The organism is Nonomuraea sp. NPDC049152 (genome assembly GCF_040648355.1).
Classification (GTDB): domain Bacteria; phylum Actinomycetota; class Actinomycetes; order Streptosporangiales; family Streptosporangiaceae; genus Nonomuraea.
In genome coordinates, this window is record NZ_JBEZDO010000023.1 from 124,762 (window position 1) to 139,725 (window position 14,964).

Genomic DNA, 14,964 nt, shown 5'->3' on the forward strand with positions numbered 1-14,964 from the left:
GTGCAGCCACACCCCCGCTCGAGGAGCGCTCATGACACGATTAGCCGCTCTTGTCGCCTCAGCCCTCTCCGCCCTCCTCATCCTCGCCGGTCAGCCCGCCGCCGCCGCCGACCGGGCGACCCCGCTCGGCGCCGCCTTCGACAAGGCCGCCGCCGCCCAGGACGTCCCCCGTGACCTGCTCGCCGCGATCGCCTACGCCGAGACCCACCTCGACGGTCACAACGGCGAGCCGAGCGCCAGCGGCGGCTACGGTGTGATGCACCTGGTCAGCAACCCCACCACACACACCCTGGAGAAGGCCGCCGAGCTCACGGGCCTGCCCGCGGAGAAGCTGCGCGCCGACACCGAGGCCAACATCCTCGGCGGCGCGGCGGTCCTTCGCTCCATCGCCGACGGGCTCGGCCTTGACGAGTCCGCCAGGAAGGAGGAGGGCCGCTGGTACGAGGCCGTCGCCAAGTACGGCAACGCCTCCTCGCCCGAGCTGGCCCGCCTCTACGCCGACGCCGTCTACGAGCTGCTCGGCCTCGGCTTCAAGGCCAAGGGCCTGCGCGTGGCCCCCCGCGAGGTCACCGCCGACAGGGGAGTGTACGCAGGGGCCAGGGACCTGAACGCCAAGGACGCCAACGCCCTGGCCGCCGCCGGCCCCGATTACCCGAATGCCAGCTGGGTGCCCGCCAGCTCGAGCAACTACACCGTGTCGAGCCGTCCTTCGAGCTACGCCATCGACCGGGTGGTCATCCACGTGACCCAGGGCTCCTACGCCGGGTCCATCTCCTGGTTCCAGAACCCGAGCGCCCAGGTCTCCGCGCACTACGTGATCCGTTCCTCGGACGGCGCCATCACCCAGATGGTCCGCGAGAAGGACGTCGCCTGGCACGCGGGCAACTGGAGCTACAACACCCGCTCCGTCGGTATCGAGCACGAGGGCTTCGTCAACGACGCCTCCTGGTTCACCGACGCGATGTACCGCGCCTCCGCCGCCCTGACCCGCAACATCTGCGACAAGTACGGCATCCCTAAGGATCGCAGCCACATCATCGGCCACGTCGAGGTCCCCGGCTCCACGCACACGGACCCCGGCCCGCACTGGAACTGGAACACCTACATGTCGTACGTGACCGGTGGTGGCGGCGGCTCGTGGTCCACCACGGTCGACAACACCGGCGCGTTCACCGCGAGCGGGAACTGGGGCACCTCCAGCTATTCCGCCCAGCGCTACGGCGCCGACTACCGCTTCGCCAACCCGGTGGCCGCCAGCGACCCCGCCTGGTACCGGGCGAACCTGCCCAGCACGGGCAGCTACCGGGTCGAGGTCTGGTACCCCTCCGACCCCGGCTACAACAGCTCGGCCCCCTACATCGTCGCCGCCTCGGGCGGCAACCAGACGGTGTACGTCGACCAGCGATCCGGCGGTGGTGGCTGGCGCACCCTCGGCACCTTCACCCTCAACGCCGGTGACCGCGACGTCGTGGGCGTCAGCCGCTGGACCTCGGGCACCGGCTACGTCGTCGCCGACGCCGTCCGCATCACCCGCCTGTAACCGGCGGCCCACCCGCCCCTGAACCTCGAGCGTCCTGTACCCGCTCGCGACAGGGGCGGCCCAAGAAGACCGGTCCATGACCGGGACGAACGGTTCACGATCAGGAGAAGGACGGCCCGCGGCACCTCGCGGGCCGTCCTTCTGTTTTCCGGGGAAGGTCGGGAAGCCCCGCACCGCCCCCGCCGTTAACAAGGGGAGGAGGCGTGCCCCTGCCCGTACACTGATCCCCATGCACACTCCCGATTGACCGGCCCCCACGCCGCCGTGACCGATTTCCTAGCCCGGGAGTGTCCTCCTAACCATGATCATCGCCAGTGATATCGAGCTGCGCGCGGGCTCGCGCCTGCTCATCGAGAACGCGACGTTCCGGGTCAACCCCGGTGACAAGATCGGCCTGGTCGGCCGCAACGGTGCGGGCAAGACCACCCTGACCAAGGTCCTCGCCGGTGAGGGCCTCCCCGCCGCGGGGTCGGTCACCACCTCCGGCAGCGTCGGCTACCTGCCGCAGGACCCTCGCCAGGGCGACCTGCAGGTGCTGGCCCGCGACCGCATCCTGTCGGCCCGCGGCCTCGACGAGGTGCTGCGCAAGTTGCGCGAGGCCGAGCTCGGCATGACGAGCGACGATTCGAGGGTCCGCGACAAGGCGGTCAAGCGCTACGGAAAGCTCGAGGACCAGATGCACGTCCTCGGCGGATACGCGGCCGAGTCCGAGGCGGCCTCCATCGCCTCCAGCCTCGGACTGCCCGACCGGGTGCTCGGACAGCCGCTGGAAACGCTGTCCGGTGGACAGCGCAGAAGGGTCGAACTGGCGCGAATTCTCTTCAGTGGTGCGGAAACTCTCCTTCTGGACGAGCCGACAAACCACCTCGATGCTGACTCAATTGGGTGGCTTCGTGATTTTTTGCGCTCTCATCAAGGCGGCTTGGTGATCATCAGCCACGATGTTGGTCTACTTGAAGCGACGGTCAACAAGGTCCTCCACCTCGACGCCAACCGCAGCGTGATCGACATCTACAACGTCGGCTGGAAGGCCTATCTCGCCCAGCGCGAGACCGACGAGAAGCGCCGCAAGCGCGAGCGCGCCAACGCGGAGAAGCAGGCGGGGGCCCTGCTGGCGCAGGCCGACAAGATGCGCGCCAAGGCGACCAAGGCCAAGGCCGCCCAGGACATGATGCGCCGCGCCAACCGGCTGCTGTCCGGCACCGAGGAGGTGCGCAAGGGTGACAAGGTCGCCAAGCTGCGCTTCCCCGACCCGCTGCCGTGCGGCAAGACGCCGCTGATGGCGGAGGAACTGTCGAAGTCCTACGGCTCGCTGGAGATCTTCACCGACGTCAGCATGGCCGTCGACAGGGGCAGCAGGGTCGTCATCCTCGGCCTGAACGGCGCGGGCAAGACCACGCTGCTGCGGCTGCTCGGCGGCATCGAGAAGCCCGACACCGGCGAGATCAAGCCAGGTCACGGCCTCAAGGTCGGCTACTACGCCCAGGAGCACGAGACCCTGGAGGCCGAGCGCACCCTGCTGGAGAACATGCGGTCGGCGGGCGGCACGTTCACCGACACCGAGTTGCGCAAGGTGCTCGGCTCGTTCCTGTTCACCGGCGACGACGTCGACAAGCCCGCCGGCGTGCTGTCGGGCGGCGAGAAAACCCGCCTGGCGCTGGCGATTCTGGTGCTGTCGAGCGCCAACGTCCTCCTCCTCGACGAACCCACGAACAACCTCGATCCCGTCAGCAGAGAGCAGGTACTTTCGGCACTTAGGTCCTATTCTGGGGCGATCGTGCTGGTTACGCACGACGAGGGTGCTGTTGAGGCGCTGCAACCCGATAGGGTGATCTTGCTACCTGACGGAACTGAAGACGCTTGGAGCGCTGAATTTTCCGATCTTGTGGCACTTGCCTGATCTTAATTTGAGCGGGTAGGGATCTTTTCCCCTGGAGTAGGTAGCCGATCCCGCTGAAATGACTGATCATGGCGGAGTAACGCTGCGGAAGTCTGGCACTACAGGAGGTACTCGTGGCCGAGACTCTGAAGAAAGGCACCCGGGTCACCGGGGCCGACCGTGAGAAACTGGCCGGCGATCTCAAGAAGCGCTACGCCGCGGGTGAGAGCATCCGCGCCCTGGCCGCTTCGACCGGCCGGTCGTACGGGTTCATCCACCGCATCCTCAGCGAGTCCGGTGTGACTCTGCGCGGACGCGGCGGGGCCACCCGAGGCAAGTCCAAGCGCTGAGGCCGCCTCGGATACGCGCGACCGCAGCCGCTCGTCTCCCAGTCAGCGTGCCGTCACGCCCGGGCCCAACTAGAACCTCATTCTAGGGAATCGGTTAGGCTCGGGCGCGACGGACCAACGAGGGAGCGACCCCGACTCCGAGAGGCGGGGAAGCGACCCGTGACCACGCGGGAGTGAGCGATGGCGGAAGCGACGCTTGGGGGGAGTGCGGACAGCGTCTCCTTCGAGGAGGCGGGACTGCGCTACGAGGTGGACGGTGAGATCGCGACGATCACGCTGGATCGGCCGGACAAGCGAAACGCGCAGACGTTCGCCACCTGGTCGGCTCTGGCTCGGATCGGTGACGACCTGCCTGAGCAGGTTCGAATCGTCGTGATCCAAGGTGAGGGACCGTCCTTCTCAGCAGGAATCGACCTGCGGATGTTCACACCCGAGGGGGTGCCAGGACAGGGCTCGTTCAGCTCGACGGCACAACTCGACGAGAAGTCTTTCGAGCAGGTAATAGAACAGGCCCAGCAGGGTTTCCTGTGGCTGCGCCGTCCGGAGATCGTCTCCATCGCCGCCGTCCAGGGTCACGCCATCGGCGCCGGATTCCAACTGGCGCTCGCCTGTGACCTGCGGATCGTGGCCGATGACGTCAAGTTCTGCATGAAGGAACCCGCCCTCGGACTCGTGCCCGACCTGACGGGGACCAAGCCCCTCGTCGACCTGGTCGGCACGGCGAAGGCGATCGACATCTGTCTCACGGCCAGGGTCGTGGGCGCCGAGGAGGCGTTCAGGATCGGACTGGCCGAACACGTCGTCAACAGGGGAGGGCTGGCGCAGGCCGTTCAGGAGAAGGCGGCCGAGCTGCTGACGACCAACCGCGACGCGGCGACGGCCACCAAGCGGCTGCTCCAGGGCGCGAGGGGGCGCACCCTGGAGGAGCAGGCCGCGGCCGAGCGGGTCGAGCAGAAGGCCAGGATCAAGGCGCTGTTCGCCGGGAGCTGACAGGGGAATCACTGATGACCCGCCGGATGCTGTGAATGCCGATGGCGATGATGGGAGGGGGCTTCGGGCCCCAGACGATGCGGTCGCTGCGACGTGACGAGTCGGTCACGAAGCAGCGGCTTCGCCCCGGCACGGTCAGACGCATAGCGGGTTACGCCCGCCCCTTCGGCGGCCAGATCACCGCCTTCCTGCTGCTGGTGATGGCCGGCGCGGTCATCGTGGTCGCCAACCCGCTGCTGATGAAGGCGATCATCGACGACGGCATCCTGCCCAAACGGCCAGACGTCGTCGTGGGCCTGGCCGTCGCCATCGCGGCACTGGCCGCGGTCGACGCGGGCCTGACGCTGGCCCAGCGGTGGTTCTCCTCCCGCATCGGCGAGGGGCTCATCTACAACCTGCGCACCGAGGTCTTCGACCACGTCCAGCGCATGCCGGTGGCCTTCTTCATGCGCGCCCAGACCGGCGCGCTGGTCTCCAGGCTCAACACCGACGTCATCGGCGCGCAGCGGGCGCTGACCAGCACGCTGTCCTCGGTCGTCGCCAACGTCATCAGCCTGGTCCTCGTGCTGGGCGCGATGCTGGTGCTGTCGTGGCAGGTCACGCTGGTCGCCCTGGTCCTGCTGCCGATCTTCATCTTCCCCGCCAAGTGGGTGGGGCGGCGCATGTCCGTGCTCACCCGCGAGCAGATGCAGCTCGACGCCGAGATGAGCTCGGTGATGACCGAGCGCTTCAACGTGGCGGGCGCCATGGTCGCCAAGCTGTACGGCAGGCCCGAGGAGGAGGCCGACACCTTCGGCAGGCGCGCGGCGCGGGTGCGCGATGTGGGCGTCACCGTGGGCATGTACGGCACCGTCTTCAGAGTCGCGCTCGGCCTGGTCGCCGCCCTGGCCACAGCCCTGGTCTACGGCATCGGCGGGGTCCTGGCGGTGGGCGACTTCTTCGAGCTCGGCACGCTGGTCGCGCTCGCCGCGCTGCTGATGCGCCTGTACGGCCCGCTGACCTCGCTGTCGAACGTCCACGTCGACGTGATGACCGCGCTGGTCAGCTTCGACCGCGTCTTCGAGGTGCTCGACCTCAAGCCGATGGTCGCCGAGAAGCAGGGGGCGCGGCCCGTCCCCGCGGGTCCTGTGACGATCGAGTTCGACGAGGTCCACTTCCGCTACCCCGCCGCCGAGGAGGTCTCGCTGGCCTCCCTGGAGTCGGTGGCCAGACAGGACACGGGACCGTCGAACCCCGTGCTCAAGGGCGTCTCCTTCACCGCGCGGCCGGGCAGGCTCGTCGCGCTCGTCGGCCCTTCCGGCGCGGGCAAGACCACCATCACCTCGCTGGTCTCGCGCCTCTACGACGTGGGCGAGGGCGCGGTGCGGCTGAACGGGCTGGACGTGCGCGAGGCCACGCTCGCCTCCATCCACGACACCGTGGGCGTCGTGATGCAGGACGCCCACCTCTTCCACGACACCATCGGCGCCAACCTGCGCTACGCCAGGCCCGACGCCGACGACGAGGAGATCTGGGACGCGCTTCGGGCAGCGCAGATCGCCGACCTGATCGAGGGACTGCCCGATCAGCTCGACACCGTCGTCGGCGACCGCGGCTACCGCCTGTCGGGAGGGGAGAAGCAGCGGCTCGCGCTGGCCAGGCTGCTGCTCAAGGCGCCCAGCGTCGTCGTGCTCGACGAGGCCACCGCCCACCTCGACTCCGAGTCGGAGGCGGCGGTGCAGCAGGCGCTGAAGACGGCGCTGGCCGGGCGCACCTCGCTGGTCATCGCGCACCGCCTGTCGACGATCCGCGAGGCCGACGAGATCCTCGTCGTCCAGGACGGCAGGATCGCCGAGCGCGGCAGGCACGAGGAGCTGCTGGCCCGCGGCGGCCTCTACGCCGAGCTCTACCGCACCCAGTTCGCCGCCGAGGCGCGCGAGCAGGGCTGATGGCCCCGACTGGATGATCCGGGGCCGATGATCCGGGGCCGGCGTCCTACGCGTAGCCGAGCCGGCTGAGCTCCTCGCGCGCCACCTTCTCCACCAGCTCGCGGTCGTCGGGACGCAGGCGGGTGCGCCACGCGCCGACCTCGGGGACGCGCGTGCCGTACAGGGCGACCTTGGACACACGCGTCTCCAGGAAGCTCGACAGCGAGGCGACGCTCTCGCCGGTGGAGTGGACCAGGTCCTCGTAGCGGAGCGTGAGCAGCTGCTCGGCCGGCAGCTCCCTGCGCAGGGTGGCGCTGAGCCGCACCGCGCTGCGCCAGCGCAGCGCGCACTTGCCCGCCGTCGGCATGCTCTTCCACCGCTCGCGGTGCTCGTCGCGGTTGACCCCGAGGAAGGCGTTGGGGAACTCGGTGTCGTCGGCCAGCATCGACGGCTTGAACCAGGCCAGGCAGTCGGGGTCGGCGGCCATGTCGCACACCACGTCGCGGCCGTCGCGGATCAGCTGCACGAACCGGGCGTCGGGAAAGGCCTGCAACAGGACCTCGGCGGTGTAGAGCAGGTCGGGAGTCGCGTCGCCGAAACGGGTCACGGTGGCGGTGGCGACGCAGGGGCCGACGCCCGTCACCCCTCCCGCCTCCCTGCACGGCGGCGCGCACTGGCCGCACGAGCCCGGCAGCACCTGCCACGACTCGGCGAGCGAGTCGCGCAGCACCCTGACCGCGCCCGAGCTGCGCCCGATGGAGGGACGGCGGGCGAAGGCGTGCACCACGTGCGCCACCGACTGGCGGCCCATCGTCATGTGGAAGCCCGGCGAGCGTTTCAGAGCACGCGCGAGCAGGTCCGCGCCGGAATGCGGGGCTCCGAGCAGGAACACCGGCCTGCGGACCTTGATGCCGTTGACCACGAGAATGTGGGGCGGAGGTCGCATACGTCAGGTAAGTGTGACACCGTTTGCGAGGTGAACGAACCGGCCACGCCAACATCCGTCACGGTGGTCACAGGAGTGGCCGTCAGCCCCGAAACCGGAACGCCTCACCTGCGCGAGGGCGACACGGTCGCCGTCGTCTCGCCGTCGGGGCCGCCGAACGCGGCGCTGCTGCAGCGAGGCGTGAAACTGCTCGAAGGACTGGGGCTGAAAGTCGTGCTCGGCCGGCACGTCCTCGACCGCGAGGGCTACCTCGCAGGCTCCGACGCCGACCGCGCCGCCGACCTGCAGGCCGCCTGGTGCGACCCGGCCATCTCCGCCGTCTTCTGCTCGCGCGGAGGGTACGGCGCGGCCAGGATCCTCGACCTGCTCGACTGGCACGCGATGCGCGCCGCGGGCCCCAAGATCCTGCTCGGCTCCAGCGACATCACCGCCCTGCACCACGTCTTCGGCGTCGAGCTCGGCCTGCCCACACTGCACGGCCCGATGCCCGCCTGCCGCCCGCTCTCCTTCGAGGAGGAGCCCGAGCCGGTGACGTGGGACCACCTGCGGGCCGCGCTGTTCGGCCACGCCCCGCCCGTCACGGGGGACAGGGTGCTGCGCGAGGGGCGAGCGGAGGGCGTGCTGGCGGGCGGCAACCTGTCGCTGCTGGCCTCGCTGTGCGGGACGCGCTACCAGCCGTCCTTCGCCGGCAGGCTCGTGCTGCTGGAGGACGTCGGCGAGCAGCCGTACCGGATCGACAGGATGCTGACCCAGCTCCTGCAGTCGGGCGCCCTCGACGGCGTGCGCGGGTTCGCGCTCGGATCGTGGGTGGAGTGCGGCGATCCCTACCCGGTTCTCGCCGAACGGCTGCTGCCCCTCGGAGTGCCTGTGATAGCGGGGTTGACGGTGGGACACGGCACGCCACAGAGGTCCGTGTGGCTCGGAGGGCTTGGTGTTATCGATACCGAATCGTGCTCCCTTGCTGGTCTGCTTGGCCCCGCGGACCAGGCAGTGTAAGACGCATAGGGAGAAAACCGACGATTTCCGGAGGGCGGGACGCGTGAAGTTCTTCAGGCGCGACCGGGAGCCCTCCCGGAGATCCGTCGAGGAGATCGATCTCGACTCCCTCCTCGCGCTCGTCGCCGACTCCCTAGGCTACACCTGCGAGTTCGCCCCCGACGGTGGATCACTGACGCTCGGCGGCGGCAGGGAGATCCTGGTACGGCTGGCGGGCCTGCGCCGCGAGGCGGGCCGCCGCTCCCGCGAGGACTGGCCCGTGCTGGTGTCCGAGCACCTGGCCAACGCGGTGGCCGCCGCCGACGACCTGCTCGACGTGTGCGACCTCGACCAGGTCAAGCCGCTGCTGCGCACCAGGGTCGAGTCGGTCGACGCGGTCGAGGACCTCACCAGGGTCGTCGGCCGCTCCCTCAACGGAGACCTGGTCGAGCTGCTGACCGTCGGGGCCCGCTTCGTCCGCCCGGAGGAGGCCGGTTGCTGGCCCATCCCCTCCGGTCAGGCCCTTGACCTGGCGCTGGACAACGTCCGGCAGGACGAGCGGCTGACCCTCTCCCACCTCGACCTGTCGGGTCTGCAGGCCTGGCGGTTGTCGGGTCGTACCGTGGCCGCGGCCGCGCACCTGCGCTGGCTCCCGCAGTACGTCACCGTGCCGGAGGACGGCGTGCTCGTCGTCCTGCCCGACCCGTCCACGCTGGTGCTCTACCCGGTGGACGGCATCGGCGTCGTGCGCGCCATCGAGCGGCTGCGCGTCCACGCCGAGCGCGCGGGCGGCCTCAGCCCGCAGGTCTACTGGTGGCACGCGGGCAGGCTGACCCTGATCCGCGCCGACATCGTCCTCCAGGACGGTCAGACCAGGCTCGTCGTCGCCCCGCCACCCGAGTTCGCCAGGGTCCTGGCCCGGCTGGCCGCCTGACCCGCCTCACTCGTAGAAGAAGACCTTGAACTCCAGGTGGTCGCTGTTGGCACCCGCCCAGTAGCCCACGCCGCTGCTGTCCCTGAACACCTCGTGCCGCCTGCGCAGGCTCTGGTAGATCCGCTCGGCGGTGTCCTGGGCGACGCCGGTGGCCTCCTGCGGGCCCGAGGCGAAGACCAGGACGAACCCCGCGCGGCTTTCGGTGAGACGCCGCTCCGCCAGCTCGGTGTCGATCTTGGTGAGCAGCTCCCGCATGGCAGCCTGGCGCCCGCTGTCGCGGAACCTGGCGGGCGGGATCTCGATGTCGAAGTCGACGGGCCGTTTGCGCAGCCTGTCGCGTTCGGGCGGCTCGGCCGTGACGCTCGGGCTGGGGGAGTGGGTCGGGGTGCCCTCCTTCGTGGTGACCGGCAGCGAGGCGAGCCCGACGAGCACCAGCACCAGGAACAGGTCGGCGAACAGCCAGCCCGCCAGCAGCGTGGTCCGCATGCGGTCACGCCTCACCAGCCCCTCCCCTGGGCCCGGTGGCCGTTCTCCGCGACACCGGCCTCCAGCCTGGTGACCACGTCGGAGATCCTGCTGACGATCTCGTGGAAGAGGTGGGTCCGCTCGTTGAGCGCCTGCAGGGAGTCGCCGAGCACGGCCGTGGAGCGCGCGACGCCGTCGGCGACCTTGTTCTGCACGTGGGCCTGGTCCCTCGCCATGGTGCGCTCGTCCCTGAGCGTGGCCAGGAAGCCGGTGGCCTCCGCGGTGAACCTGCCCACCTCGGCCGACAGCGCCCTGTGCAGCGTCGCCAGCTCGTCGGCGGTCTCCTTCGAGCTCTTCAGCGAGGCGGTGAGCTCACCGAGCCTGTCGGCCGCCTGCAGCCACGAGGTGAAGACCTCGTGCAGCTGGCTGCCCGGACCCGCCGACACCGCCTCGCCGATCGTCTTCGTGGCCTTCCTGAGCTCCTCGGACAGCTCGCTCGAGCCGACGCTGATCTGCGTCGCGACATCCTTCAGCTCCGCCATCGAGACCGGCTGCCCGGCGGCGACGGGCACCTCGGCGACCAGCAACGTGGCCTGGGCCAGGGCCTCGCCGAGCTTCCGCCGCCGGTTGTCGCTCGCCTCGTCGGCCACCCTGATGACCACGGTGAGGACGACCACCGCGCCGACCATGGTCGCGATGGTCGTCGCGGAGTCCGACAGCGGGCTGACGCCCTGCAGGCCGCGCTGCCATGCCAGCAGGAAGGGGACGCGGCCGTCGGTCTCGCCGTAGGCGCTCAGCGCGAGCGCCACCTGCCACCAGGTGAAGGCGACGGGCACGAACACCAGGCCGTCCCTGACGATCTCCAGGAGCCTGACGAACCAGCCGGAGCCCTTGACGATCTTCTCCGGGTCGTAGGCGCTCAGCAGGTCGATGCCGCGCAGCCGCCGCCCCTCGTGCAGCGACAGTTCCTCGCTCACCTTGGCCAGCGGCTTTCCGCCGTACGTGCGCAGGTCCCTCGCCACCTGCTCCAAACTCATAGCGGTCCCCCTGAGGTGGCGACGACGGCGACGACGGCGAGCAGCGCGATGACGCCCATGAACAGCAGGACGAGCAGGATGCGCTCGGCCTTGGGCGCGGGCAGGTCGTCCGAAGGCCCTGGTCGCGCCTGCTCCGTCGACCTGGGCTGGGCCCGCGCCTGTGTGGCGACGGGTCGCGCCCCCAGCGGCGTCGGCAGGCCCGCCTGCACGAAGAACTGGGTCCACGCGGTCCTGTCGACCAGCGCGAGCGACCTCGAGTCGCGCGCCAGCGCCCGCAGCGCGTACAGCAGCTGCGCGGACGGGCGCGGATGGGCCAGGAAGGCGGCCATGACCCCCTCGTCGATCTTCTCGCCCGCGACCACGCTGAGCACGCTCTGCAGGTAGGCGGTCGCCTCCCTGGGCGAGCCTGTCAGCCGTGCCGCCGCCTCGGCGAGGCCGCCCCTGGCGATCAGCGCGTCCAGGGCGCGCCTGCGCTGTTCCGACGAACGCTCGCGCCCGTCGCAGATCACGTTCAGCGCCACACGGGCCGCCTCGGGTTCCTCGGCGGAGTGCTCGTGCACCCAGCCGATCAGCTCGGCCTTGGACATCGTCCTGGCGACCGAGTCGACCAGGGCACGGCGGGCGCGAGGCTCGGGCAACACCCTGCCCGCCAGGGCCGCGACCCTGCGTAGCGAGGGGTCCTGCTTGAGCGCCTCGCGCAGCAGCTGCGCCGAGGGCGGGCGGACGGCCAGTCCCTCCAGCACCCGCTCGCCCGCGTGGCCGGTCAGGTAGGAGCGCAGCGCGACCCCCTGGACCAGTTCGGTCACCTCCTCGGGCAGGGCCGTGGCCCGCAGGAGCGCGGCGAGCTCGCCGTCGTCCATGGTTGGCACGATCCTGCGCGCCTCGGCGAGCCCGTGCTTGGAGCGCAGCGCCCCCAGCTCGGCGGCCGACAGGGCCTGCGCCCTGCGCAGCAGCCCCGCCACGTCGTCGAGCACCCCGGGCGACAGCTGGGCCTTCTGCGCCCATGCCCTGGAGTCGTCGACGCTGGCGACAGGCCTGGCCGGCCTGAGCCTGTCGATGGCCGTCCGCCCCTCGGCGCGGTAGGAGACGGCCAGAGCCGTGGCGAACGGATCGCCGCCGTCACCGCCGAACCTGAGCCTGCGGCGCGCCACTCCCATGCGGCTCTCGTGGTGCTCGGGGAGGAACACGATGTGCGGGCAGCCTCTGTCGTCGTCGCGCGACTCCATGGTCGAGAACGTCGTCGTCGCGCCCATGATCTCCACCAGCGCGCACAGCAGCTCGGCGGGGGCCTCCGGCGGGGCGACCACCGACACGTCGGCCTCGGGAGCGGCCAGCACGAACGCGACCAGCTCGGCGAGCGTCGCGGGCGGCAGCGCCCTGGCCCGCCTGACCAGGTCGTGGCGGCCCTTGTCGGCCTGGTGGCGCAGGTCCTCCCACGACAGTGGGGCCAGCTCCGCGGTGCCGTCCCACGAGGTCAGCCAGCCGTCCCACTCGTGCAGTGACAGCGCCTGCAGCGCGTTGATCTCGTGGCCGACCAGGATGTGGGCGAGCGAGGCCTGGCGGCCCTCCGCCTCGGTCACGGGACGCTTGCAGATGACGGCATGGCCGTCGGGGCCGCGCAGGTAGCCCAGGCCGAACCGGTCGTGCTCCTGCCATCCCGCCCACACCCGCTCCCGCAGCAGCGGGTCCCAGCCTGACAGCGCGTCGATCGGCAGGGACGAGGCGACGGGCCCCATTCCCTTGCCGCCCAGCAGGGATCGCTCGGACCAGGTGTAGAAGATCTGATCAAGTCGCATCCTCGCCGCCCTCCACCCGCCGCATCGGTTCGTCGTCCAGCACGCCCGCCATGGCGAACAGGGCCAGCAGCGGCTTGAGCACCCTGCGCTGGCCGAACCCGTCGCCGTAGGTCGACTCGGTGGCGCTGACGTTGGTGGCCGAGGCGAAGTGCAGCGTGCTGCGGTAGCACTTCTCCGCCGGCCGGAGCCACGGCTCGGCTCTGCGCTCGACCAGGAAGGCGTAGACGTCTTCGCTCTCCTGCTCGGCCGTGGACAGGTCGGTCTCCTCCGCGGGGCCCGAGCGCGACATCCACTCGCCCACCAGGTCGAAGGAGTAGCGCAGGAGGTCGGCCTTGGCGACCACGAGCGCCGCAGGCAGGTGCAGGAACTGCCTGCCGGGCGCGGGCCGCCCGCCGAGCCGCTTGAGGGCCTCCTCGAAGGTGCTGTCGCCGATCGCGGTGGCCGCGGGCTGGGTGAGCCCGGGAATGGAGTCGGGGTCGATGACGAACAGCAGCGCGTTGACCGAGCCGAAGAAGCGCACCTCGGGGTCGGAGCGTTCGAGCTGCTCGCCCGCGACGTCGAAGAAGGACACCGCGAAGGCGTCGCCGTCCCTGTTGGTGACCTTGAGCGCGTCGGTGAAGACCACGGGCAGCGGCTGGGTCGGGTCGAGCCTGCGCCTGCCCCTGATGAACGGCTCGACGGTCCTGCTCATGTACTGCTGATGGGTGCGCAGGTCGAGCGGCTCGACGGTCAGGCCGAGCCGCCGCAGCGCGGCGTCGTTGGCGCACAGCCTGGAGATCATGGCGGCGACCAGGTGCGACTTGCCCGAACGGCTCTCGCCGAAGACCCCGATGATGACCGCCTTGTAGTCGGCGTAGTCGTAGGGGAGGTAGTGGGAGTCGGGGGAGCCGACGCCCGAGCAGGGCCGGTAGGCGGTCTGCAGCCTGGTGCGCCACGCGACGTCGTCCTCCCTGGGATCCTTGCGCAGGATTTCGGGCCTGTCGTCGGGGCCGAAGACCACGGGGGGCGTGCCGTCCCAGTCGATCCAGCGCAGGCAGATCGGGCACTCCAGGACGGCGCTCACAGCAGGCTCCAGAGCACGGCCACCAGGACCACGAGCACGCCGGCCACGGTCACGGCGGCCGCGGCGCGGACGAAGGGCGGCCGCAGCAGCGGAGCGACGCGTGCCCAAGGCGCCTCACGGCCGCGCGCGGCCCCGGTGGGCGGCTTGGGCACGATCCACGGCTTGCGCCGCGGCGGCGGCGACCAGCCGCGATGCCGCTCCTGGTATGCGTGCTGCCTGGCGCGCAGCTCGTGGAAGTTGCGCCGCCCCTCCCGCTCGCGGTCGCGGTAGGCGCGCGCCGGGCCCGAGGCCGCCCGCCCGCCGGGAGACCACCGGTCGAGCAGCTCGCGCGCGTCGGGCCGGTCCTCGGGCCGCTCGGCGAAGACCGTGCGCTCGCCGAGGAGCGCGCGCTCGGCCCCCGCGGACTCGCCTGCCAGCAACCGGCGCAGCAGCGCGTCCTGGCCGCGCAGGCGGTCGTCCATCCGCGCGGGGTCGTCCTCGGGCAGCTCTCCGGTGTAGAGGTGGAAGATGACCAGACCCGCCGCGTAGACGTCCTCGCCGTGCGAGACGGTGTCGCCGGCGCCGTCGTACTCCGCGCGGGTGAAGTCGGTGATCTGCAGTGAGCCGCCGTCCCATCGCAGCGTGTCGAGGTTGAGCCGCCGGTGCACGACCCCGCAGGACCTGAGCACCTCCAGTCCGTGCAGCAGCCCCGCCACCAGCATGCGCAGCGTCTCGCGGTCGACCGGCACGCTCAGTTCCGACAGCGGACGGCCGCGCAGCGTCATCAGCGTGTACGGCGGGACGGCGTCGGGATTGTGGCCCAGCATGGTGCTCACGTAATCCCTGCCCTGGTCGCCGAGCCATTTGCCGATGCGCCACTCGTGGTCGAGCAGTTCGCGAGCGCGCGCTCCCGCATGGGCCAGCTTCTGCATGACTGGCTCATTTACTGCGTTACGGCCGACCCGAAAACGGAAGTGCTCGTCGGTCCATTGAGCATCCGCGAAATCTATGGTGTATGGGACGTATTGTCCGTCCTTGGAGTCACGCGGGATGAGCTGGAGCTGTTCGGCCGCCATCGTCACCTCGTCGGCGTTATGTCTGGT

At 70.5% G+C, this 14,964-nt stretch carries 13 protein-coding genes; 7 read left to right on the forward strand and 6 right to left on the reverse strand.

Annotated features, from left to right (window positions below; genetic code table 11):
* The first annotated feature begins 31 nt into the window (after window positions 1-31).
* From AB0B45_RS34625 to AB0B45_RS34645, 5 genes are all read left to right on the forward strand, one after another.
* Window positions 32-1,540: an N-acetylmuramoyl-L-alanine amidase gene (locus AB0B45_RS34625; RefSeq protein ID WP_358139222.1), complete on the forward strand. Its 1,509-nt coding sequence runs from the start codon at window positions 32-34 to the stop codon at window positions 1,538-1,540.
* A 301-nt stretch (window positions 1,541-1,841) separates the two neighbouring features.
* A complete protein-coding gene (locus tag AB0B45_RS34630) occupies window positions 1,842-3,440 on the forward strand; it encodes an ABC-F family ATP-binding cassette domain-containing protein (protein WP_358139225.1) in 1,599 nt (532 codons plus the stop codon).
* A 113-nt stretch (window positions 3,441-3,553) separates the two neighbouring features.
* Window positions 3,554-3,769 (forward strand): helix-turn-helix domain-containing protein, encoded by a 216-nt coding sequence (locus AB0B45_RS34635; RefSeq protein ID WP_020547488.1) that lies wholly within the window; start codon window positions 3,554-3,556, stop codon window positions 3,767-3,769.
* A 180-nt stretch (window positions 3,770-3,949) separates the two neighbouring features.
* Entirely contained in the window at window positions 3,950-4,759 is an 810-nt protein-coding gene (locus tag AB0B45_RS34640) for an enoyl-CoA hydratase/isomerase family protein (RefSeq protein WP_358139228.1), read from the forward strand.
* A gap of 41 nt (window positions 4,760-4,800) precedes the next feature.
* Window positions 4,801-6,687, forward strand: coding sequence for an ABC transporter ATP-binding protein (locus AB0B45_RS34645; RefSeq protein WP_358139345.1), 1,887 nt, complete (start codon window positions 4,801-4,803; stop codon window positions 6,685-6,687).
* Window positions 6,688-6,733: 46 nt separating this feature from the next.
* Here the strand turns inward: AB0B45_RS34645 and AB0B45_RS34650 are convergent, their stop codons facing one another.
* Window positions 6,734-7,612: a sulfotransferase gene (locus AB0B45_RS34650; protein WP_358139231.1), complete on the reverse strand. Its 879-nt coding sequence runs from the start codon at window positions 7,610-7,612 to the stop codon at window positions 6,734-6,736.
* A 30-nt stretch (window positions 7,613-7,642) separates the two neighbouring features.
* Between AB0B45_RS34650 and AB0B45_RS34655 the strand changes: the two genes are divergently transcribed.
* Both AB0B45_RS34655 and AB0B45_RS34660 read left to right on the forward strand, forming a co-directional pair.
* A complete protein-coding gene (locus AB0B45_RS34655; protein WP_358139233.1) occupies window positions 7,643-8,608 on the forward strand; it encodes an LD-carboxypeptidase in 966 nt (321 codons plus the stop codon).
* Between the two features lie 43 nt (window positions 8,609-8,651).
* Window positions 8,652-9,521 (forward strand): hypothetical protein, encoded by an 870-nt coding sequence (locus AB0B45_RS34660; RefSeq protein ID WP_358139236.1) that lies wholly within the window; start codon window positions 8,652-8,654, stop codon window positions 9,519-9,521.
* A 6-nt stretch (window positions 9,522-9,527) separates the two neighbouring features.
* On the opposite strand, the gene AB0B45_RS34665 is transcribed toward AB0B45_RS34660, so the two are convergent.
* From AB0B45_RS34665 to AB0B45_RS34685, 5 genes are read right to left on the reverse strand one after another with little or no spacing between them, the layout of a single operon-like run.
* A complete protein-coding gene (locus AB0B45_RS34665) occupies window positions 9,528-10,022 on the reverse strand; it encodes a hypothetical protein (RefSeq protein WP_358139238.1) in 495 nt (164 codons plus the stop codon).
* Window positions 10,019-11,023: a hypothetical protein gene (locus tag AB0B45_RS34670; RefSeq protein WP_358139241.1), complete on the reverse strand. Its 1,005-nt coding sequence runs from the start codon at window positions 11,021-11,023 to the stop codon at window positions 10,019-10,021. The genes AB0B45_RS34665 and AB0B45_RS34670 overlap by 4 nt, the downstream gene beginning before the upstream one ends.
* Window positions 11,020-12,819 carry a hypothetical protein gene (locus AB0B45_RS34675; RefSeq protein ID WP_358139243.1) on the reverse strand — a complete coding sequence of 600 codons (1,800 nt, stop codon included), beginning with the start codon at window positions 12,817-12,819 and terminating at the stop codon, window positions 11,020-11,022. Before AB0B45_RS34675 ends, AB0B45_RS34670 begins: the two co-directional genes overlap by 4 nt.
* Complete coding sequence (locus tag AB0B45_RS34680; protein WP_358139245.1) at window positions 12,809-13,882, reverse strand: hypothetical protein; 1,074 nt, start codon at window positions 13,880-13,882, stop codon at window positions 12,809-12,811. The genes AB0B45_RS34675 and AB0B45_RS34680 overlap by 11 nt, the downstream gene beginning before the upstream one ends.
* Window positions 13,879-14,793 carry a hypothetical protein gene (locus tag AB0B45_RS34685; RefSeq protein WP_358139247.1) on the reverse strand — a complete coding sequence of 305 codons (915 nt, stop codon included), beginning with the start codon at window positions 14,791-14,793 and terminating at the stop codon, window positions 13,879-13,881. The genes AB0B45_RS34680 and AB0B45_RS34685 overlap by 4 nt, the downstream gene beginning before the upstream one ends.
* Between the last annotated feature and the right edge of the window lie 171 nt (window positions 14,794-14,964).

Coding starts and splice junctions, on each gene's coding strand:
- AB0B45_RS34625 (WP_358139222.1), top strand. CDS start 32: ATGACACGATTAGCCGCTCTTGTCGCCTCAGCCCTCTCCGCCCTCCTC.
- AB0B45_RS34630 (WP_358139225.1), top strand. CDS start 1,842: ATGATCATCGCCAGTGATATCGAGCTGCGCGCGGGCTCGCGCCTGCTC.
- AB0B45_RS34640 (WP_358139228.1), top strand. CDS start 3,950: ATGGCGGAAGCGACGCTTGGGGGGAGTGCGGACAGCGTCTCCTTCGAG.
- AB0B45_RS34645 (WP_358139345.1), top strand. CDS start 4,801: ATGGCGATGATGGGAGGGGGCTTCGGGCCCCAGACGATGCGGTCGCTG.
- AB0B45_RS34650 (WP_358139231.1), bottom strand. CDS start 7,612: ATGCGACCTCCGCCCCACATTCTCGTGGTCAACGGCATCAAGGTCCGC.
- AB0B45_RS34670 (WP_358139241.1), bottom strand. CDS start 11,023: ATGAGTTTGGAGCAGGTGGCGAGGGACCTGCGCACGTACGGCGGAAAG.
- AB0B45_RS34675 (WP_358139243.1), bottom strand. CDS start 12,819: ATGCGACTTGATCAGATCTTCTACACCTGGTCCGAGCGATCCCTGCTG.
- AB0B45_RS34685 (WP_358139247.1), bottom strand. CDS start 14,793: ATGCAGAAGCTGGCCCATGCGGGAGCGCGCGCTCGCGAACTGCTCGAC.